Origin of the sequence: Mesorhizobium prunaredense (assembly GCF_900156895.1) — a bacterium.
GTDB lineage: Bacteria > Pseudomonadota > Alphaproteobacteria > Rhizobiales > Rhizobiaceae > Mesorhizobium > Mesorhizobium prunaredense.
The window spans coordinates 280031-299810 of record NZ_FTPD01000013.1 but is presented as its reverse complement, the minus strand read 5'-3'; the positions used below and the strand labels follow the sequence as shown (position 1 = coordinate 299810).

The 19780-nt window shown below is 62.1% G+C and carries 19 protein-coding genes; 6 read left to right on the top strand and 13 right to left on the bottom strand.

Annotated elements, in window-relative coordinates; all coding sequences use genetic code 11:
- Positions 1 to 50 precede the first annotated feature (50 nt).
- On the top strand, positions 51 to 404 hold the full coding sequence (locus BQ8794_RS12240; RefSeq protein ID WP_078060886.1) for an ISAs1 family transposase: 354 nt from the start codon (positions 51 to 53) through the stop codon (positions 402 to 404).
- A gap of 40 nt (positions 405 to 444) precedes the next feature.
- On the opposite strand, the gene BQ8794_RS12235 is transcribed toward BQ8794_RS12240, so the two are convergent.
- Positions 445 to 1425 carry a lysylphosphatidylglycerol synthase domain-containing protein gene (locus BQ8794_RS12235; protein ID WP_077377423.1) on the bottom strand — a complete coding sequence of 327 codons (981 nt, stop codon included), beginning with the start codon at positions 1423 to 1425 and terminating at the stop codon, positions 445 to 447.
- Between the two features lie 87 nt (positions 1426 to 1512).
- Between BQ8794_RS12235 and BQ8794_RS12230 the strand changes: the two genes are divergently transcribed.
- A complete protein-coding gene (locus BQ8794_RS12230) occupies positions 1513 to 2514 on the top strand; it encodes a glycosyltransferase family 2 protein (protein ID WP_077377420.1) in 1002 nt (333 codons plus the stop codon).
- 1 nt (position 2515) lies between these two features.
- Positions 2516 to 4018 (top strand): ArnT family glycosyltransferase, encoded by a 1503-nt coding sequence (locus BQ8794_RS12225; protein WP_077377417.1) that lies wholly within the window; start codon positions 2516 to 2518, stop codon positions 4016 to 4018.
- 5 nt (positions 4019 to 4023) lie between these two features.
- Here the strand turns inward: BQ8794_RS12225 and phoU are convergent, their stop codons facing one another.
- Positions 4024 to 4749, bottom strand: a complete 726-nt coding sequence (gene phoU / locus BQ8794_RS12220) for a phosphate signaling complex protein PhoU (protein WP_077377414.1) — start codon at positions 4747 to 4749, stop codon at positions 4024 to 4026.
- 202 nt (positions 4750 to 4951) lie between these two features.
- A complete protein-coding gene (locus tag BQ8794_RS12215) occupies positions 4952 to 6223 on the bottom strand; it encodes a sensor histidine kinase (protein ID WP_077377412.1) in 1272 nt (423 codons plus the stop codon).
- A 203-nt stretch (positions 6224 to 6426) separates the two neighbouring features.
- Between BQ8794_RS12215 and ppk2 the strand changes: the two genes are divergently transcribed.
- Positions 6427 to 7335 carry a polyphosphate kinase 2 gene (gene ppk2, locus BQ8794_RS12210; protein WP_077377410.1) on the top strand — a complete coding sequence of 303 codons (909 nt, stop codon included), beginning with the start codon at positions 6427 to 6429 and terminating at the stop codon, positions 7333 to 7335.
- Between the two features lie 71 nt (positions 7336 to 7406).
- Here the strand turns inward: ppk2 and BQ8794_RS12205 are convergent, their stop codons facing one another.
- The 3 genes from BQ8794_RS12205 to BQ8794_RS12195 form a co-directional block, all read right to left on the bottom strand.
- Positions 7407 to 8153: an enoyl-CoA hydratase-related protein gene (locus BQ8794_RS12205; RefSeq protein WP_077377407.1), complete on the bottom strand. Its 747-nt coding sequence runs from the start codon at positions 8151 to 8153 to the stop codon at positions 7407 to 7409.
- A gap of 15 nt (positions 8154 to 8168) precedes the next feature.
- A complete protein-coding gene (locus BQ8794_RS12200) occupies positions 8169 to 8807 on the bottom strand; it encodes an acyl-homoserine-lactone synthase (protein ID WP_077377404.1) in 639 nt (212 codons plus the stop codon).
- Positions 8808 to 8904: 97 nt separating this feature from the next.
- Positions 8905 to 9636 carry a helix-turn-helix transcriptional regulator gene (locus tag BQ8794_RS12195; RefSeq protein ID WP_077377400.1) on the bottom strand — a complete coding sequence of 244 codons (732 nt, stop codon included), beginning with the start codon at positions 9634 to 9636 and terminating at the stop codon, positions 8905 to 8907.
- Positions 9637 to 9927: 291 nt separating this feature from the next.
- Between BQ8794_RS12195 and BQ8794_RS12190 the strand changes: the two genes are divergently transcribed.
- Positions 9928 to 10746, top strand: a complete 819-nt coding sequence (locus BQ8794_RS12190) for an ABC transporter substrate-binding protein (RefSeq protein ID WP_167378718.1) — start codon at positions 9928 to 9930, stop codon at positions 10744 to 10746.
- A 44-nt stretch (positions 10747 to 10790) separates the two neighbouring features.
- Here BQ8794_RS12190 and BQ8794_RS12185 read toward each other — a convergent pair whose 3' ends face one another.
- Complete coding sequence (locus BQ8794_RS12185; RefSeq protein ID WP_077377394.1) at positions 10791 to 11255, bottom strand: Imm26 family immunity protein; 465 nt, start codon at positions 11253 to 11255, stop codon at positions 10791 to 10793.
- Between the two features lie 14 nt (positions 11256 to 11269).
- Positions 11270 to 11680 carry a tellurite resistance TerB family protein gene (locus BQ8794_RS12180; RefSeq protein WP_167378712.1) on the bottom strand — a complete coding sequence of 137 codons (411 nt, stop codon included), beginning with the start codon at positions 11678 to 11680 and terminating at the stop codon, positions 11270 to 11272.
- Positions 11681 to 11849: 169 nt separating this feature from the next.
- Here BQ8794_RS12180 and BQ8794_RS12175 point away from each other — a divergent pair, with 169 nt between their 5' ends.
- Positions 11850 to 13499: a lysine--tRNA ligase gene (locus BQ8794_RS12175; protein WP_077377391.1), complete on the top strand. Its 1650-nt coding sequence runs from the start codon at positions 11850 to 11852 to the stop codon at positions 13497 to 13499.
- On the opposite strand, the gene BQ8794_RS12170 is transcribed toward BQ8794_RS12175, so the two are convergent.
- The 5 genes from BQ8794_RS12170 to BQ8794_RS12150 form a co-directional block, all read right to left on the bottom strand.
- Complete coding sequence (locus BQ8794_RS12170) at positions 13462 to 14322, bottom strand: thermonuclease family protein (protein ID WP_077377388.1); 861 nt, start codon at positions 14320 to 14322, stop codon at positions 13462 to 13464. The two genes, BQ8794_RS12175 and BQ8794_RS12170, sit on opposite strands and share 38 nt — an antisense overlap.
- A gap of 9 nt (positions 14323 to 14331) precedes the next feature.
- Positions 14332 to 14982 carry a S24 family peptidase gene (locus BQ8794_RS12165; RefSeq protein WP_077377385.1) on the bottom strand — a complete coding sequence of 217 codons (651 nt, stop codon included), beginning with the start codon at positions 14980 to 14982 and terminating at the stop codon, positions 14332 to 14334.
- A gap of 81 nt (positions 14983 to 15063) precedes the next feature.
- Positions 15064 to 17283: a 3-hydroxyacyl-CoA dehydrogenase NAD-binding domain-containing protein gene (locus tag BQ8794_RS12160; RefSeq protein WP_077377382.1), complete on the bottom strand. Its 2220-nt coding sequence runs from the start codon at positions 17281 to 17283 to the stop codon at positions 15064 to 15066.
- A gap of 14 nt (positions 17284 to 17297) precedes the next feature.
- Positions 17298 to 18506 carry an acetyl-CoA C-acetyltransferase gene (locus tag BQ8794_RS12155; RefSeq protein WP_077377379.1) on the bottom strand — a complete coding sequence of 403 codons (1209 nt, stop codon included), beginning with the start codon at positions 18504 to 18506 and terminating at the stop codon, positions 17298 to 17300.
- A gap of 30 nt (positions 18507 to 18536) precedes the next feature.
- Positions 18537 to 19706, bottom strand: coding sequence for an acyl-CoA dehydrogenase family protein (locus tag BQ8794_RS12150; protein ID WP_077377376.1), 1170 nt, complete (start codon positions 19704 to 19706; stop codon positions 18537 to 18539).
- Positions 19707 to 19780: the final 74 nt, after the last annotated feature.

The following is a 19780-nucleotide window of genomic DNA, read 5'->3' as shown; positions in this document are numbered from 1 at the left end:
TAGGTGACAGGAGGAATTAGTGCTGAATCTGTCGGTGTCTTCTGATTCGATTGGAGGATGCGGACGATGGCGCAGCCAAGCCGACCTCAACGCCGGGGCATTACAAAACCCAGACAGAAACGCGCTTCTACATCACATCCTTGACCCAATCCGCCAAGCAGGTCGGGCCTGCCATCCGGGCTCATTGGTGCGTGGAGAATGGCCTGCACTGGGTGCTTGATGTGGTGTTTCGAGACGACGATTGTCGCCTGCGAACTGAAAACGCGCCAATCAACTTCACCGCCATAAAACACATGGCGCTCAATTTCCTGAAAACCGTCCCAGAGAAGTTGAGCCTGCGCCTCAAACGAAAGGCCGCTGCCTGGGACGACGAGTTCCTCTGCTCAATCCTCGCCCAACGTTAACTCACCCGATTCCCTTGTGGATCGATGGGATCCTTTGCCCCTATTCGTCACCTCGGATCCGGCCGCTCCCAGCGTCTGTCAAGCCCGGGAGCACAAGGGAAATGCCGGTGCCGGCAAGAGCCGAGACGATCATCAGCAGATGGGTGTTGATGCTCGCCTTGGCGAGAACGGCAAGTCCGTCAGCATTCTCACCGGCGCCGAAGGCCGCAGCGCCAGCGACGATGCCGGCCGGATAGGTGCCGACACCGCCCGGCGCATGGACCGGCAGTACCGACGAGAGCTCTCCACCCAGCGCGCCGCCGAAGCATGCGGCGAGCGGGCCGACGCCCATCAGCGCCAGCACCCAGGCGAGCACCAGCACCTTCACGCCCCAGTTCAGAACGGTCAGTGCCCAAGCGCGGACGAACGTGGCGAGGTCTTGCGGAATGCCGTCGGCGATCTGGTCGACCAGCTTTGAAAACTTCGCCGGAAGCTTTCGCCGGGCCGCGCGGAGCACCGGATCGTGAAACGGGAAGACGAGCAGCGGCGAACCCAGGAACAGAATCCAGAGGCCGCAGGCCCACAGCGCGTAGCCCGTTTCCATGATCAGGCCGGCGCCGGCCGCAGCTAGCAGCGCGTGCAGGTCGAGCAACCTCAGCACCAGCAGCGCCGAGGTTCCGTGCGCCAGCGGCACGCCGAACTCGGAGCGCATCAGCAGCGGAAAGCTGGTCTCGCCAGCCCGGAAAGGCAGCATGATGTTGAGGATGTTGTGAACCTGCGTCACACGGAACAGCCGCAGGAACCGGCCGGCCGTCTCACGCGGGAAATAATCGTGCATGCGGTGGGCGCGGACGAAATAGGTGGCGACAAGCAGCGTGAGCGCAGCCAGGATCGTGCCGAACCCGACCTCCCGCCATCCTGCGAGGATCGACGGCCAACCCCAGATCCATTGCACGAAAACCGCGTAAAAAACGATGACCGCCACGGCGAGCAGCACCATCCGGTTTTTCGCCAGCCAATTCCGTGGGACGCCGTCAGTCATCTTGCCGATTTGCCGTAGATTTGCTTTAAACCGCCGCCTGGCGTACCAGAAGGCCGCCTCAAAGCCGAATTTCCATCGAGAGATCCCGTGTCGAAATCCCAACCTGTTCCGCTTTTCGCCCGGGATGCGGCCGACGAAATCGAGCTGTCCGTCCTTATCCCGGTCTGCAACGAGGAAGAAAGCATCGCGCCGCTGTTCGAGCGGATCTGCGATGCCCTCAAGGATTTCGGCAAGCCGTGGGAACTGATCATCGTTGACGATGGATCGACGGACGGTACGCTTGTCAATGTCCGCAAGGAATTCGGCCGCGAAGGGCTCGACCTCAAGATCATCGAGTTCCAGCGCAATTTCGGCCAGGCGGCCGGCCTGCAGGCCGGCATCGACACGGCGCGCGGCCGGCTGCTGGTGACGCTCGACGGCGACCTGCAGAACGACCCTTACGACATTCCAAAGATGATCGCGGTGCTCGAGGAACGGGAACTCGATCTGCTCTGCGGCTGGCGCAAGAGCCGGCAGGACGGGCTGGTGCTCCGGCTCATCCCCTCCTGGATCGCCAATCGGCTGATCCGCAAGATCACCGGGGTGACGATCCATGACTATGGCTGCGGGCTCAAGCTCTACCGCACCAAAGTCCTCAAGCAGATCAGAATCCTCGGCGACATGCACCGTTTCATCCCCGCATGGATCGCCGGCGTCGTACCGACGTCGCGGATCGGCGAGATGGCGGTCAATCACCATGCGCGCCAGTTCGGCGAATCCAAATACGGCATCTCGCGGACGTTCCGGGTGTTCCTCGACCTGCTCTCGGTGCTGTTCTTCATGCGTTTCCGCCAGCGGCCCGGGCATTTCTTCGGCTCGATCGGGTTGGTGTTCGGCGGGATCAGCGCCCTGATGTTTCTCTATCTTTTCTGGGCGAAATTCATCCTCGGTGAAAGCATCGGCACGCGGCCGATGCTGACCATCGCCGTGATGCTGTTCCTGGGCTCGGTGCAGATGATCACCACCGGCATCCTGGCGGAAATGCTGGCGCGAACAGAGCGCGACACGACGAATTACGTCATCCGCAAGAGCTACGGTCGGGACGGCTGACGTGATCGAACGGCTGACACGCAACGGCAGCGCGCTCTATCTGCTGCTGGCCGGCTATTTCGCCGTCAACGTGCTTGTCCGCCTCGCCATGCCAGCCTCCCTGGAACTTGACGAGGGCCAGCAGCTCTTTCTCGCGCAATGGTTCGCCAGCGGCTATGACGACCAGCCGCCATTCTACAACTGGCTGCAATATGGCGTGGTGCAGGTCCTCGGCGACACGGTCGCGGCGCTGTCGATCCTCAAGAACCTGATGCTGTTCGGCTGCTTCCTGTTCTTCGGGCTGACGGCGCACCTCGTCATCCGCGACCGGACGCTCGCCATCATCGCCACGCTCGGCCTGCTGACTATCCCGCAGATCAGCTACGAAGCGCAGCGCGACCTGACGCACACCGTGGCGGTGCTGTTCGCGGCTTGCCTCTTCCTCTATTTTTTCATCCGGGCGCTGCGGGAGCCGAATGCCCTGAACTACGCGCTGACCGGTGTCGCCATCGGCATCGGGGTCATCTCGAAATACAACTTCGTCCTGCTGCCGATCGCAGCGATCATCGCCATCCTGCCGGAGCGCAAGCTCCGGGGCAGGCTGCTCGACCCGCACATGCTCCTCGCAATCCTTGTCGCCGCGGCGATCGTGCTGCCGCACGGTCTGTGGTTCCTCGATCATATCGACGCCGCGACGGCCCGAACCATGAGCAAGCTGACGGGAGATGCCGGTGGCAGCCGCCTAGACCAGATCGCCGAGGGTCTGCTGTCGCTGGTCGAGGCGATTGCAGGCTTCACGCTTGCGACCCTGCTGCTCTTCGCGATCGCTTTCGGCGGCACCCTGCTCCGCTCCTGGAAGGCGGAAAGCCAGTGGACGCGATTGATCGGCCGGATGTTCCTGGTCATCATGGTCGCGCTGGTGCTCATGGTGCTCGGCGGCGCGGACAACATCAAGGACCGCTGGCTCGTTCCCTTCTTCTTCCTGCTGCCGATCTATCTCTGCCTGAAGATCGAAGCATCGGGCGAGACGATCGCCGGTGCATCTCGCCGGTTCGGCATCATCGCCCCTGCCATCGTGGTTGTGGTGCCGCTCGCGCTTTTCACGCGCACGCCGCTTCTCGGCACGATGGGACGTTATGGAAAGCAGAACGTGCCGTATGGCCCAGCGATCACGGCAATCCTGTCGTCCAACAAGGACCGGCCGTTGGTCATCCTGGCCGACGATCATCAGATGGCGGGCAACCTGCGCCTGCATGCGCAGGATATTCCGGTGATGCTTCCGGGCTATGAAAACTTCGAAGGGCCTTACCCATTCGACCCGGCGCATCCGGTGCTGGTCGTCTGGCGCAACAAGGGCAAGCCCGATCCGGCGATGCCCGATGATCTCGTGGCCTGGGTCGAGGCCAGGCCGGAACTGCGCGGCGTGGAGCCCGAAGTGAAGGACGTCGCGCTGCCCTATCATTATGGGCGCGACGGCGACGTTTATCATTTCGGCTACGTGTGGGTCTATCCCGCCGGGATGTAGTGGGTTCACTTCGACGGTAGCGTTGCCGGAAGCACAATCTTGTCTGTCTTGTCGCCCTTCGGCCGCTCGGCCGACATCTGGTCGCCGGTGACGATGTAGTAGATCGTCTCGGCGATATTGGTGGCGTGATCGCCGATCCGCTCGATGTTCTTGGCGCAGAACAGCAGGTGCGTGCAAGGCGTGATGTTGCGCGGATCTTCCATCATGTACGTCAGCAACTCGCGAAACAGCGAGGTGTACACGGCGTCGATCTGATCATCGCGATCACGCACGAAGCCGATCTTTTCCACCGAGCGCGACGCGTAGACGTCGAGCACTTCCTTGAGCTGCGTCAACGCCAGGTCGGCCAGGGCCTCGATGCCGCGGAACAGGCTGGTCGGCTGGCGCCCTTCTATGACGGCAACCACGCGCTTGGCGACATTCTTGCCGAGGTCGCCGACCCGTTCGAGGTCCGCCGAGATGCGGATCGCGCCGACGATCTCGCGCAAATCCGTCGCCATCGGCTGGCGCTTGGCGATGATGATGATCGCCTTGTCGTCGATCTCGCGCTGCCCCTGGTCCAGAACGGCATCGTCACGGATGACTTTCTGGGCAAGGCCGGGGTCGGCGTTGACCAGGGCCGCGATCGCCTGTTCGACCATGCGTTCGGCATGCCCGCCCATCGCGGCAATGCGCTTCGACAGATATTTCAGCTCCTCGTCATAGGCGCTGACGATGTGCACGGACTGCATGGAGATGCCTTCCCGGGTCTTCTGGTCCGAGTCGTTTCCTCGAATCCCCGCTGATACGCTAGCCGGATGACAGAAAAAAGAAAGCTTAGAGCGACGTGCGTCCACTTGGCCACAGAGTAGGCTCCAAAGTCCTATATCCACGCATCCGGCTATCCTAGAGTCTTCCGGTTTTCGGGCCGGCGCTTTCTTAGATAGTGAGGCGTCAGTGCGCCGGCAAATAAACCGTGAAAGCTGCGCCGTTGCCGACCTCCGACTTGATCGAGAGTCTGGCGTTGTGGCGCGTCAGGATATGCTTGACGATGGAAAGGCCAAGGCCGGTGCCCTTCTGGGTCCGGCTGTTTTCGACATCGACGCGGTAGAAGCGTTCGGTGATGCGCGGGATGTGCTCCTCGGGAATGCCGGGACCGAAGTCCCGGATGGTGACGTCGATGCCCGGTTCGGGACCGTCATCGCTGTGGGCAATCGTCACCACGACACGTCCACCCGACTGTCCATATTTGCAGGCGTTTTCCAGCAGATTTTCGAAAACCTGGAAAAGTTCATCGCGATCCCCCGGCACATTGAGTGGTCCTTTCGCGAAATCCCGCTCGATGGCAACGCTGTTTTCCCGGGCAAGCGGACCCAGCGAATCGATAACGCTGTCGAGGGTCTGGCGGAGATCGACCTCGGTTCCCGGCTTCAGATAGGGTTTCATCTCCAGCCGCGACAGCGACAGCAGGTCGTCGATCAGGCGCGCCATGCGGCCGGTCTGGTTGTGCATGATCTGCAGGAACTGCTCACGCGCCGCCGGGTCGTTGCGGGCCGGGCCGCGCAGCGTCTCGATGAAACCGGAGATCGAGGCGAGCGGGGTGCGCAGTTCATGGCTGGCATTGGCGATGAAGTCGGCCCGCATCCGGTCGATGCGGCGCGCCTCGCTCTGGTCCTTGAAGACCAGCACATAGAGGTCGGTGTCGTGGCCGACGGAAGATGCACTCACCCGATAGGCCCGTTCGACCGGCAGCTTTTCGGTATAATCGACGACATCCGAAGCGGCTGCGCCCGACAAAATACTGTCCAGCAAGGCCTGCATCTCGGGCGCGCGGAATTTGAGCGACAGCGACATGCCCGGTGCGATGCCACCGAACGCGGCGAGGGCGGCGGCGTTGGCATGGACGATCGTGGCGGTGCGATCGAAGATGATCAGCGGATCTGCAACGGCGGCCGCCAGATATTCTCCCGACAGCTGTTGTAGCCCGCCAGCCTCGATCGCCGCGGCATCCTCCGCGGAGTGGCGCGCTACACCGGCCGGCAGCATCGCGGCAGCGAGTAGCAGCCCAGCACATACCAGCAGCACAACATACAAGGACATGTCTGCGAAACCATAGACCGTCAAGACCGCGACGATGCCGGCCGCAAGCAGCCAGCGGCTGTTCCACAACCGGGTGGCGACGGCTTGCGCCGTGCTTCGCTGTTCTGCGCCGCCCATATCAGTCATTGTCAGCCATTGTCAGCTATTGTCGGCCATTCGCGCGCACTGTGCCTCCGTCCCCAGCCCGACCGGCCGGTTGGAAACTTCCCGCTGACCGGCGCTATCACTAAATCTGCTGCATAGTTCCTTTCGAAAATCGATTCCGATTTTCGGGCCGATGCAGTAAGGCTCCAATAGCATGAGTCCGGAAGCTGGAAAGGTTCGTCTCGATGAAAAACCCTAGGGAAAATGCCGCCGCGCCCGTTCCAGGTCCGCTCAAGATCCGCATCGACGGCAAGGAGCGCGAGTTCAACATCGAGGATCCCAAGCTTCCTGACTGGGTCGAAGACAACAAGCTGACCGCAGGCGGCTACCCCTACGACAAGAAAATGAAAAGCGACGAGTATGACGAGACGCTCGAGCGGCTGCAGATCGAGCTGGTCAAGGCGCAGGCATGGCTGCAATCGACAGGCAAGCGAGTGATGTCGCTGTTCGAAGGACGCGATGCCGCCGGCAAGGGCGGCACAATCTTCGCACTGCGCCAGTACATGAACCCCAGGACAGCGCGCAACGTGGCGCTGACCAAGCCTAGCCCAACCGAAATCGGGCAATGGTACTTCCAGCGCTATGTCGCGCACTTTCCGACATCCGGCGAGTTCGTCACCTTCGACCGCTCCTGGTACAATCGCGCCGGCGTCGAGCCGGTCATGGGCTTCTGCACGCCGGAGCAGCATCAGAAATTCCTGGACGAGACGCCATATTTTGAACGGATGATCTGCAACGAGGGCATCCATTTCTTCAAATTCTGGCTGAACATCGGTCGGGAAACACAGCTTGAGCGGTTTCACGATCGCCGCTGGAGTCCTTTGAAGAACTGGAAATTCTCGCCGATCGACATTGCCGGCATCTCCAAATGGGACGATTACACCAAGGCGCGCGATCTCATGTTCGAACGCACGCATAAGGAATTCGCGCCCTGGATCATCATACAGGCAAACGACAAGCGGCGCGCGCGACTTGCCATCATCCGGCGCATCCTGTTGTCGCTTCCCTATGACGGCCGCGATCTCGACGCCATCGGCAAGGAAGACAAGAAGATCATCGGGGAAGGGCCTTCGTTCCTGGGAAGACAGGCCTGAAGCGCTGCCGCGCGCCCCCAAGGACGCGCGGCACGATTCCGGATGTTCCCGTCATTCTGCCGAATGACTTCTCATGCCGCCAGCCGGGCAATCCGCTGCAGCCGCCGCAGCGTGGTATCGTCCTGCAAAGCCTGCTGAAACAGTGAAATCTCCTGGTCGATGCGATCGCAGAGTGCGCCTGTGTCGCCCTTGAGCAGGTCGCGCGTCTGCAACAGTGCGGCAACCGGCTTCTTGGCGAGTTGCCTGGCTCTGCCAAGTGCGGCCTCCTCGACATTGCCCACCACGATCTCCGTGACCAGGCCAAGCATCCTGGCGTCCGCGGCACTGAGCGTGTCGCCGAGGCAGAAGAAGCGGAAAGCGCCGGCATAACCGAGTTTCTGCGGCGCCAGGATGCTGGTCGCCGCGTCCGGCACCAGGCCGAAATCGACGAACGGCACCCGGAATGTGCTTTCGTGAGTTGCCATCACCATGTCGCAATGGAACAGGATGGTGCAACCGACACCGACGGCGTCGCCGTCGACACAGGCAAGGACCGGTTTGGGGAACGTCGCCAACGTGCGGAACATGTCGGTGACGGCGGCGATCAACCGTTGATGCTTGGTGGCGTCGAGGAACTCGGAGAAATCGCCGCCGAGGCAGAAGCAGCCGGCGAGGCCGCGCAGCACCACGACGCGCACATCATCGTCGATTGCGGCTTCGTGAAAAATCCTGGCCAGGCTTTCATAGGCTCGCCCGTCCAGCACCGGCCGGCCGTCATCCGACGACACCGTGACGATCAACGTATGATTGCGGAACTCTGTTTGCGGGTGGATGTTCATGGCTGTCTCCAATTCTCACGAGGCTTGCCTCATTCCGAGCCTGTCGGGATATCCCCTGGCCAGCACCGGCGCGAAATGACTGCGACGCGACCGCACCACCTCAAGCGTGTGCTCGTTGAAGGTGAGCAGTGTGGCAACGACCTGCTGGTTGCCATAGGTGCGCTGGTAGCCAAGCGGCTTCGCCAGGAAGTGCAACTGCAGCGCCCGCAGGACCCACATCGGTTCGAACTCGATGATCACCTGGTTGACGTTCCGCTTCAGCCCCCACTCGACGAAGCCGGCAATGAGCTCGGTGCCGACCGTCGAGACGCCGCGCTTGCCGTCACGAAAGCCCGGCGCCACCGCATAGCGGGTCAGTTCCCAGACGTTCGGCCCGGATGGCGGCGTCCCTTCATAGAGGTCCGCCAGCACCTCGGTCAGAAGATGCGCACGCGTTGTCGGCAACATCCGCTGATAACCGGCGAGCTCGCCATTGCGGATGACGAGTTGATGCACCGCCTCGTCATGGTCGAACTGATCGATCTCAAGGCCGTCGGGGCGCTGCAGATCGGTCCACCCCATCTCCTCGACGAAAATCTTGTAGCGTAAACGATGAACGGCCTCCCAAAGGTCGGGACGTTCCATAAGTTCCTGTGTGGTAAGGGAAAAAAGCATCTGCCGTCTCCTAGGTTCAATAGGAAGATACGGCCGGGCTGTCCCGAGGAAATTACGCGATCACGTAGGCAAGAATTTCTAGGCCGGCACGGCCGAGCTAGCTAATATAGCCGCGCCTTATCGCTTCCGCGACCGCCTGCACCCGGTTGACGGCACCGAGTTTGCTTTTGGCGTTAAGAAGGTGTTTCTCCGACGTGTGTTCCGAAATGCCGAGAATCTGTGAAATCTCCCATTCGGACTTGCCGACGGCGGCCCATTGCATGCATTCGCGCTCACGCGGCGTCAGTTCGACGTGGTCGATGTTCTTGGCCGCCATCGTGTGGATCTGCATGGCGCGGCCAATCGCATAGGTCGCCACCAGCGACACCAGCCCAAAATCGGCGCCCGACAATTCGACGGCCTCGCCGCCCAGCGACACCATGACGATCTGGCCATCGAGCGTGATCAGCGGGAAGGCCAATCCGTCGCGCAGCTTGAATTCGCCGGCGTCGCCCATCACTTCGCCGCTGCTCTCGTCGATGCGAATGGCCTGAGACGCTTCCCGCCACTGGAATGGGGCCTGCAGCTGCTTCATGTGGCTGACGACCGGGTCATGGTCGACATAATTGCGCGCCACATAGCGCTCCAGCCATTCTCCCGGCCACTCGCAAAGCAGCACATGGTCCTTTTGCTGGCCTCTTGGCGTGCCCGGTTGCGGAACCGTCCCGGCCATCAGCGCCGTCAGTCCGAACTCCGAGGTTATGCCAAGCAGTTTTTGGCAGACCGCCGCCGCCGTATCGGCGTGCTGCAGCTGATCGATGAATTCCAGCGTGCGATCGAAATGGCCCATCGCAACATCTACCCCATGTTGCCTTCCCGCGTTGAGATCAACGGCCCAGTGCTTGACCCGCACTTTGCCCTCGACCCCGGATTACAAACCTGCTCCCCTCTGTCTGCAGCGGCTTGCGGCTACCCTCCAGCCGACCGCCACACATGTTTGCAAGCTCGCTGAAGCATAACCCTAAATCGGCGTGATGAAATCAAAAACCGTTGTGCCTGTGGCATTTTCGTACCAAAAGCCACATTGGACAGGACAGGGCGGAGCTCGATCGTGGCAATTCGGTGGATGACCATCGTCTTGATGCTGACAATCACCGGGGCACAGTGGCTCACGGGAGCGCGTGCCGCGGAGCCGCAAGTGCCGGTGCTATGGGATGCCAAGGAGCGGCTGCCGAAGCCTGACCTGTCCGCGCTGCCGCGTCTGAGATTCCTGACCACCACCGATTTCCCGCCGTTCAACTTCCTCGACGGGGCGGGCCGCTTGTCCGGCTTCCACGTCGATCTGGCGCGCGCGATCTGCGCCGAACTCGACATCGCCGAAAAATGCCAGATCCAGGCGCTGCCTTGGGCCGAGCTCGAAGGGGCGCTGCAGAAGGGCGAAGGCGAAGCGATCATTGCCGGCATTGCCGCCACGCCGGAGTCGCGGTCGAAACATGCTTTCTCGCGTTCCTACCTGCAGTTTCCGGCGCGCTTCATCATGCAGAAGACAAAGGCGCTCACGGAACCTATCTTCGACAGACTGCGCGGCAAGCGCGTCGGCGTGGTCGCAGGCTCCGCGCATGAGCGGATGCTGCGCGATTACTTCGGCACCGTTCAGGTCGTTCCCTTCGCGCAGCTGGAAGAGCTCTACGATAATCTCAAGGCCGGCAAGGTCGACGCCGGCTTCGGCGACGGCATGCGCTTCGCCTTCTGGCTGGGCAGTTCGAATGCCGCAGCCTGCTGCCGCTTTGCCGGCGGTCCTTATCTGGCGCCCGAATATCTGGGGTCGGGTATGGCCATCGCCACTAGGGCCAACGATCCAGCGCTGACCGCAGCGTTCGACTACGCACTGCAGGAGATTTCGGTGAAGGGCATCTTTGCCGAATTTTATCTGCGCTATTTCCCGGTCAGCTTTTTCTGATCCGGCCCGGTCAGTTTTTTCTGATCACTTGAAACGAGGAATGTTCAGCGAGTTTCGATCACTTTTGTGAGTAAGAGTTCTATCGCTCCGTATCCATGCAGGGCATCACGCTCCAGCACCTGATCGGATCGAAAAGGCTCCTCCTTCTCGACCACACTGGGGTCAAAATCAGAGTACGTGACTAACCAACTGCGCTTCGAAAGCTCGTCCCGTCTGACAAACTGGGGCACGGGCCAGTGGCTGCCATCCCAATCCTGCGATCTTCCAAGAATTCGCCAATCGCCATTGACGAGTCCCAGGTCACCAACGCGCAGACATCCCACCGAGTCGTTCGGCTGAAATCCGCGTATTTCGTCAAGGGTGGGGACGCTATCGAGTCTCGGGCCGAAGAAATATGCCAATATTATCTGCCCTTTGGGCGCCATTCGAACAACGAGGCCTACGGCATAGCCACCGCTTCTCAGGGGGACAAGGAACCACGTTCCTTCCTGATAGTTGAGGCGTTTCATTTGAGAACAGCGCTTTAGGTCAGCGTGCGCAGGCGAGCCTTGGCAGCACGGGCGATGGCGGCGACGGTGAGCGTGTCGAGATCGAGCTGGCGACGGATAAGCTGCAGCACCCTCACCTCCTCCAGGCGCATTTCGAGGTCGACGGCCGCAACCTCGAAGGCTGCGGCATAGGCGGTGTCAAGCAGGCGCTCGGGCAGTGCTTCAGCGACGCGCGCCAAAACGCCTTCCAACCCGTCCTTTTCGTGCAGCAGCTTCTGGCAGTCCTGGGCGACGCCGACCAGCCGGTCGTGGTCGAAGTCCTCGAACACCGGCCATGAGCGGACGACGTCGCCAATCCGCGCCAGCTCGACATCGGTCATGTCCCGGTCGGACGCGGAGGTGATGACCATCAGATAGATCAGGGCTTCATGCGGCGGCAACGACATTTTAAAAACTCCTCAAACGGGCTCCGAAGTTAGGAACGAGGCATCGGCGCCGCAAGGAAAAAGAGCCGCGATCGTTGACGCCCACGGCAGGCACGCCTAGAGACCGGTTGAAAAAATCATCCGGCCCCTTTTTGCGGTGATGCCGGCGAATAAGTTGGAAAACAGTGACATGGCGGGATCAAACATCATCGATCTCAATCCCGAGGTGCTTGCGGCAGCGGCCGAAAGCAAGGCGTGGCCGTTCGAGGAAGCCAGGAAGATCGTCGAGCGCTACAAAGGCACTGACTATCCCGAGACCGTCCTGTTTGAGACCGGCTACGGTCCGTCGGGGCTGCCGCACATCGGTACTTTCGGCGAGGTCGCACGCACCTCGATGGTGCGCCACGCCTTCCGCGTCCTCACCCGGGACACGGTCAAGACCAAGATCTTGTGCTTTTCCGACGACATGGACGGCATGCGCAAGATTCCGGACAACGTCCCCGATCGCGCCGCGCTCGAGGCGCACCTGCACAAGCCGCTCTCGTCCGTCCCCAATCCTTTTGGCGGCGACTATGCGAGCTTCGCAGACCACAACAACGCAATGCTTTGCCGTTTCCTGGACACGTTCGGCTTCGACTACGAGTTCGCCAGCGCGACGGAATACTACAAGGCAGGCCGTTTCGACGACGTTCTGCTGCGCGCTGCCGAACGTTTCGACAAAATCATGGACGTGATGCTGCCGACGCTCGGAGAGGAGCGTCAGGCGACCTACAGTCCGTTCCTGCCGATTTCTCCCAAAAGTGGCCGCGTGCTTTACGTCCCCATGAAGCATGTCGACGCCAGGGCCGGCACTATCACCTTCGACGATGACGGCACCGAAACCACGCTGCCCATAACCGGCGGCAGGGTAAAGCTGCAATGGAAGCCGGATTTCGGCATGCGCTGGGCCGCGCTCGGCGTCGATTTCGAAATGTTCGGCAAAGACCACCAGACGAATGCGGTGATCTACGACCGTATCTGCAATATCCTGGGCGGGCGCGCGCCCGAGCATTTCGTCTATGAGCTGTTCCTGGACGAGAACGGCCAGAAGATTTCGAAGTCGAAAGGCAACGGGCTGACCATAGACGAGTGGCTGACCTACGCGCCGACCGAAAGCCTCGAGCTCTACATGTACCAGCGGCCGAGGCAGGCCAAGAAGCTCTATTTCGACGTCATTCCGAAGGCGGTGGACGAGTATTACGCCTTTCTGTCCGCCTATCGCGGGCAGGCGTGGAAGGAGCGGCTGGGAAATCCCGTCTGGCACATGCATGACGGCAACCCGCCTGTCGTCGACCTGCCGGTGTCGTTCGCGCTGCTGCTCAATCTGGTCAGCGCCTCGAACGCCCAGAACAAGGACGTGCTGTGGGGGTTCATTTTGCGCCACACATCGGGCGTGACGCCGAAGACCCATCCCGAGCTCGACCGGCTGGCCGAATATGCGATCCGCTATTTCGACGATTTCGTGAAGCCGGCCAAGGTGTACCGGGCCGCCGACCCGGTCGAGCGCGAGGCGCTGACGAAACTGTCCGAAGCGCTCGCCGCATTGCCGCCAGATGCCGATGGCGAGGCGATCCAGAATGTCGCCCTCAACGTCGCGCGCAAGATCGAGCGCTATCAGGACCATTCGAAGCAAAGCCCGGAAGGCGGGCCGGGCGTCTCCGTCGCCTTCTTCCAGATGATCTACCAGGTTTTGATCGGACAGGAGCGCGGCCCGCGCTTCGGTTCCTTCGCCGCGCTCTACGGCATCGCAGAAACCCGCGCGCTCATTCAGAAGGCGCTGGCTGGTCAGTTGGCGGCGTAGCCGTCGTCTCTGTTGGCGGCCTAGCCGCCGCCGACGGTTCGAGAATCGGCTGCGTCGGCTGCGCTGTGGCCGCAAAAGGGGCTGGCGCCGGAGGCAGGCCGGAGAGACTGGGCGCCGGCCCGAAAATGCCCTTCCTCGCCATACGCGCCTTCTCGCCGGCCTCGACATAAGGGCCACCCTTGGCGGCGCGCGCCCAGCCGTTTTCGATCAACCACTGGCCGACATCCTGGTTGCCAACGCGGCATTCGGCGGTGATCAGGTCGCGGCCGCCCTCGGGTGGCACCGTGCAGATCACCGCCCGACCGCGCAGGAAGGCACGGAACGCCGTTCGCGCCCGGGTGCCACACGTCCAGGACTTGCCGCCGTCGGAGCAAGTTTCGTCCTGCCTGACGATGTCGACGCCGGAAATCGCGACGGAATAGCCCTTGGCCTCGATCACACCGGCGGCCGATGCAACCGGCTGGAACAGTTTTGTCCCGTTCCAGTCGTCGGGCATTTTCGTTTTGGGCGGCTTGGGCGGTCCGGCCAGCGCCAGCTCACTCAACGGCGCGCGCGGCTCGACCCGTTCAAGCTCTTCGGGCTGAAGCTGCAGCGGGGCGACGACTTCGGGATCGATGGCCCTGGAATACACCTCCGGCCGTGCCACCTTGGGTCGCGGAATTGCAGATGTAGCAGGCGCTTCGGATTGCGTCGCGATGCCGGCCTGCGCCCGAGCCGCGACACGCCCATTTTCGCCTTGCAGCACGGCGCGGCCACCTGCGGCAATCGCGGCCCCCATTGCCAGGATCGTCAACACCGCGGCGGCTGCATGAAGCGGACGCACCGGCGGCCCCTACTGGCTTGCCCAGACAATCCGCGCCACCCATTCGACATCGCGCATCGGGATGTCGCGATCCGGGTGATCGGGATTGAGCGAGACCAGCATGATCGACTTCGCCGTCTGACGGTCCAGCACCTTGGCCATCACCTCGCCGGCATTGGTCTTGACGACGACGCGGTCGCCCTTGCGGGTGGCGGCGCCCGGCTCGACGATCAGCACGTCACCATTGCGGTAGAGCGGCAACATGGAATCGCCCTGGACCTGCAGCGCATAGGAGGTTTCGGTCGCCCGTGCCGGAAGCTCGATCAGGTCCCAGCCCTGCCCCACGGGAAAGCCGGCATCGTCGAAGAAGCCGCCGGCGCCGGCCTGGGCGAAGCCGAGCAGCGGCACCGAAGATTTCTGTGCCGGCAGAGATCCGGGAACGGTCTCGCCCCGGCCTTCGACCAGTCCGGTGAATTCGTCGAGCGAGGCGCCGGTCGCCTCGATGATCTTGGCCAGCGACTCGGTCGACGGCCAGCGCGGCCGCCCGTCCGAGGACAGCCGCTTCGACTTGTTGAAGGCGGTCGAATCGAGGCCCGCGCGTTTCGCCAGCCCCGAGGCCGAGAGCGAATAGCGCTCGGCGAGAGCATCGATTGCGGCCCATACGCGGTCATGCGAGAGCACTTTGCTCTCCTTCAGAACAGGAAAAAATACCTTCTCCGTTCTAACCGCTGGCCGTGATTTTGTCCACCACCGAAGGCGGCGTCACGCCGCCTTCCTGGCCTCGCTCCTGGCATAAGGATCGAAGCGTTCGTAGAAAGTCTCGCCCTTCTCTGCCATGTCGAGCAGGAGCTTCGGCGCTTTGAACTCGCCGCCGTTCTTCTTCCGAAGACCCTTGGCGATCTTGACGAATTTTTTTGCGCCGATGCCGTCGATGTAGGACAGCACGCCGCCGGTAAAGGGCGCGAAGCCGAAGGCGAGGATCGAGCCGACATCGGCCTCGCGCGGATCGGTGACGATGCCCTCCTCCATCACCCGCGCCGCCTCCAACGCGATGGTGACCAGGAGCCGCTGCTTCAGTTCCTCATAGTCGACCTTTTCAGGCGGCAACTGCGGATAGAGATCCTTCAGGCCCGGCCACAGCTTCTTCTTGGCAGGCTTTTGCGGATAGTCGTAGAAACCCTTGCCGTTCTTGCGGCCGAAGCGGCCATGCGTGTCGACCAGCGTGTTGATCAGCGCCATCTGCTTCGGGTCGACCGCCTTGTCGCCGAGATCGCGCATGGTCTGCTTCATGATCTTCTGCGCGAGGTCGATCGCCGTTTCGTCCGTCAGCGCCAAAGGACCGACCGGCATGCCGGCGGCCTTCGCCGCATTCTCGATCATTGGCGCCGGAACGCCCTCGATGAGCATCTTGTAGGCTTCCGACATGTAGCGCAGCACGCAGCGGTTGACATAGAAGCCGCGCGTGTCGTTGACGACGATCGGCGTCTTCTTTATGGCGCGGACGAAGTCGATCGCGGTGGCCAGCGCCTTGTCACCCGTCTTCTTGCCCAAAATGATCTCGACCAGCATCATCTTGTCGACCGGCGAGAAGAAATGGATACCGATGAAATTCTTTGGCCGCGCCGAATTCTTCGCAAGCGAGGTGATTGGTATGGTGGACGTGTTCGACGCAAAGACCGCCGCCGGCTTCAGCACGGCCTCCGCCTTTTCGGTGGCGTCCTTCTTGACGCCCGAATCCTCGAACACCGCCTCGACCACCAGGTCGCAGCCTGTGAGGTCGGCATAGTCCGCCGTCGGCGTGATCAGCGACAGCAGCCTGTCCTTGTCCTCCGGCTTGGCGCGGCCCTTCCTGATCTGATCCGAGATCAGGCTGTCCGAATGCGCCTTGCCCTTGGCCGCAGCGTCCATGTCGCGGTCGAGCAGCACCACTGGAATGCCGGCCTTGGCCGTGACATAGGCGATGCCGGCGCCCATGAAGCCGGCGCCGAGCACGCCGATCTTCTTGAACTTGGTTTCCGGCACGCCGGCCGGACGACGCGCGCCCTTGTTCAGTTCCTGCAGCGACACGAACAGCGAGCGGATCATCGCCGCCGCTTCCCTGGTCTGCATGATCTCGGTGAAATAACGCTGCTCGATGCGCAAGCCGGTGTCGAACGGCACCAGCAGGCCTTCATAGACGCATTTCAGGATGGCCGCGGCAGCCGGATAGTTGCCATAGGTCTCGCGACGCAGGATGGCGATTGCCGGTGGCCACAGATTGGCGCCGGCCACCGAATAGACCGGGCCGCCGGGCAGCTTGAAGGCCTTCTCGTCCCACGGCGCCACCGGCTTCAAGCCATTTTTGATCATGGCTTTGGCGGTTTCGACCAGCTTCGTCGGTTCGGCAATCTGATGGATCAGCCCCATCGACTTGGCCTTCTGCGGCGACAGCGTCTGACCGGAAGTCAGCATCTGCAGCGCCTGCTGCTGGTCGGTCAGCCGCGGCACGCGCTGGGTGCCGCCGGCACCCGGGAAGATGCCGATCTTCACTTCGGGGAGCGCCATCTTGACCTTGTCGGAATCGGCCGCGACACGGCCATGGCAAGCGAGCGACAGCTCGAACGCGCCGCCCATGCAGGTGCCGTTAATCGCCGATACCCACGGCTTGCCTGAGGTCTCCAGCTTGCGGAACAGGCCGGTCATGTAGCCGGCATTGTCGAACAATACCTTGGTCGCCTTGTCCAGGTCCTTGGCTTTATCGGCTGCGAACTTCGACAGCATCTTCTGCAGCATGGTGATGTCTGCACCGCCGGAGAACGTGTCCTTGCCGGAGGTGATCACCGCCCCCTTTATCGACGCGTCGCTCGCCACCTTGTCGACGATGGCATTCAGCTCCAGCATCGCCTCTTCGGTGAAGACGTTCATCGAGCGGTCGGGCATGTCCCAGGTGACCAGCGCGATGCCATCGTTGTCGATGTCGAACGTGAAATTGGTGTAGCTCATCGGTCTCTCTCCCGTCAGACGCGTTCGATGATCGTTGCGGTGCCCATGCCGGCGCCGATGCAGAGCGTCACCAGCGCGGTGTTCAGGTCGCGGCGCTCCAGTTCGTCCAGCACCGTTCCGAAGATCATCGCACCGGTTGCGCCGAGCGGATGGCCCATGGCGATGGCGCCGCCATTGACGTTGATCCTGTCGTGCGAAATGTCGAAAGCCTGCATGTAGCGCAGCACCACCGAGGCGAACGCCTCGTTGAGCTCGAACAGATCGATGTCCGACAGCTTCATCCTGGCACGCTTCAGCAGCTTCTCGGTCACGTCGACCGGACCGGTCAGCATCAGCACCGGTTCCGAACCGATATTGGCGAATGCGCGGATGCGAGCGCGCGGCTTCAGGTCGAGCGACTTTCCAGCCTTCTTCGAGCCGAGCAGAACGGCCGCCGCGCCGTCGACGATGCCGGACGAATTGCCGGCGTGGTGGACGTGATTGACCTCCTCCACCTCGGGATGCTTCTGCACCGCGACGGCATCGAAGCCGCCCATTTCGCCGGGCATGACGAAAGACGGGTTAAGGGCCGCCAGCGATTGCATATCGGTCGAAGGCCGCATGTGCTCATCGTGGTCGAGGATGGTCAGGCCGTTCTGGTCCTTGATCGAGATCACCGAATTCTTGAAGCGGCCTTCGCCCCAGGCGTTGGCGGCGCGCTTCTGGCTTTCGACCGCATAGGCGTCGACGTCGTCGCGCGAAAAGCCGTACTTCGTGGCGATCAGATCGGCCGAGATGCCTTGCGGCACGAACCAGCCCGGCAGGCCGACCGAGGGGTCCATGAACCAGGCGCCGCCGGATGCGCCCATGCCTACTCGCGACATCGATTCGACGCCGCCGGCGATGACGATCTCGTCGGCGCCTTGCGCGATCTTGGCGGCGCCGAAATTGATGGCGTCCAGGCCAGAGGCGCAGAAACGCGAAATCTGCATGCCAGGCGCTTTCGTGTCGTAACCGGCCTCGAAGGCGGCGGCGCGCGGAATGACAGAACCCGCCTCGCCGACCGGATCGACGCAGCCGAAGATGATGTCGTCGACGGTGCCGGTGTCCAGCCCATTGCGGTCACGGATCGCCTCAAGCACCTTGGCGCCGAGCCGCACCGCCGGCACCTCGTGCAGCGAGCCATCCTTCTTGCCCCTGCCGCGCGGCGTGCGCACGGCGTCATAGACATAAGCTTCGGCCATTTTCCTGCTCCTTGGTTTGCTGAAAGTCTCTCAGAGAGAGCGCCCGATCAGCAATTTCATGATCTCGTTGGTGCCGCCGTAGATGCGCTGGACGCGGGCGTCGCGGAACATGCGGGCGATCGGATACTCATTCATGTAGCCATAGCCGCCATGCAATTGAAGGCATTCGTCGACGACTTTTCCCTGCAGGTCGGACAGCCAGTATTTGGCCATCGAGGCCGTCACCGGGTCGAGACCACCATCGATATGGCGGGCGACGCAGTCATTGTAGAAGACCCGGCCGATGGTCGCTTCGGTCTTCAGTTCGGCCAGCTTGAACTGGGTGTTCTGGAAATCGATAATCGCCTTGCCGAAGGCCTTGCGCTCCTTGACGTAGTCGATCGTCAACGCCAGCGCCCGTTCGACCATGGCGATGGCGCCAGTGCCGATCTGCAGCCGCTCCTGCGGCAATTGCTGCATCAACTGAACGAAGCCCTGGCCTTCCTCGTGGCCGAGCAGATTGGAAGTCGGCACGCGCATATCGTTGAAGAACAGTTCCGACGTGTCGTTGGCCTTGAGCCCGATCTTGTCGAGGTTGCGGCCGCGCTCGAACCCTTCCACCTCGTCGGTCTCGACGACGATCAGCGAGGTGCCCTTGGCGCCCTTCTCCGGGTCGGTCTTGGTGACGATTATGATGAAGTTGGCGAGCTGGCCGTTGGTTATGAAGGTCTTCGAGCCGTTGACCTTGTATTGGTTGCCGTCCTTCTCGGCGCGCGTCTTGACGCCTTGCAGGTCGGAGCCGGCGCCGGGCTCGGTCATGGCGATGGCGCCGATCAGCTCGCCGGTCGCCAGTTTCGGCAGCCACTTCTTCTTCTGCTCCTCCGAGCCGTAGTGGAGGATGTAAGGGGCGACGATCGAATTGTGCAGGCCGATGCCGAAACCGTCGACGCCGACATGGCCGATCGCCTCGATGATGGCGCTCTCATGCGCGAACGTCCCGCCCGAACCGCCATATTCCTCCGGCATCGAGGCACAGAGCAGACCGGCCGCGCCTGCCTTCAGCCAGCACTCGCGGTCGACCATCTCGTTCTTCTCGAACTCGTCATAGCGCGGCGCGATCTCTTCCGACATGAAGCGGTGCGCCATGTCGTAGAGCATGCCGACCTCGTCCGCCGCCCAGGCAGGTTTGGGAAGGCCAAGAATTTCGGCGGGGTCGGTCATGCTATTTCTCCCTTGCGCCGACGTTCCCTCCCCCTTGAGGGGAGGGTGGCCCGAAGGGCCGGGTGGGGTCGCGG

Coding starts and splice junctions, on each gene's coding strand:
- BQ8794_RS12215 (WP_077377412.1), bottom strand. CDS start 6,223: ATGACTGATATGGGCGGCGCAGAACAGCGAAGCACGGCGCAAGCCGTC.
- BQ8794_RS12175 (WP_077377391.1), top strand. CDS start 11,850: ATGGCGGGATCAAACATCATCGATCTCAATCCCGAGGTGCTTGCGGCA.
- BQ8794_RS12200 (WP_077377404.1), bottom strand. CDS start 8,807: ATGCTTTTTTCCCTTACCACACAGGAACTTATGGAACGTCCCGACCTT.
- BQ8794_RS12150 (WP_077377376.1), bottom strand. CDS start 19,706: ATGACCGACCCCGCCGAAATTCTTGGCCTTCCCAAACCTGCCTGGGCG.
- BQ8794_RS12235 (WP_077377423.1), bottom strand. CDS start 1,425: ATGACTGACGGCGTCCCACGGAATTGGCTGGCGAAAAACCGGATGGTG.
- BQ8794_RS12190 (WP_167378718.1), top strand. CDS start 9,928: ATGCTGACAATCACCGGGGCACAGTGGCTCACGGGAGCGCGTGCCGCG.
- BQ8794_RS12185 (WP_077377394.1), bottom strand. CDS start 11,255: ATGAAACGCCTCAACTATCAGGAAGGAACGTGGTTCCTTGTCCCCCTG.
- BQ8794_RS12155 (WP_077377379.1), bottom strand. CDS start 18,506: ATGGCCGAAGCTTATGTCTATGACGCCGTGCGCACGCCGCGCGGCAGG.
- BQ8794_RS12160 (WP_077377382.1), bottom strand. CDS start 17,283: ATGAGCTACACCAATTTCACGTTCGACATCGACAACGATGGCATCGCG.
- BQ8794_RS12205 (WP_077377407.1), bottom strand. CDS start 8,153: ATGAACATCCACCCGCAAACAGAGTTCCGCAATCATACGTTGATCGTC.
- phoU (WP_077377414.1), bottom strand. CDS start 4,749: ATGCAGTCCGTGCACATCGTCAGCGCCTATGACGAGGAGCTGAAATAT.
- ppk2 (WP_077377410.1), top strand. CDS start 6,427: ATGAAAAACCCTAGGGAAAATGCCGCCGCGCCCGTTCCAGGTCCGCTC.
- BQ8794_RS12180 (WP_167378712.1), bottom strand. CDS start 11,680: ATGTCGTTGCCGCCGCATGAAGCCCTGATCTATCTGATGGTCATCACC.
- BQ8794_RS12195 (WP_077377400.1), bottom strand. CDS start 9,636: ATGGGCCATTTCGATCGCACGCTGGAATTCATCGATCAGCTGCAGCAC.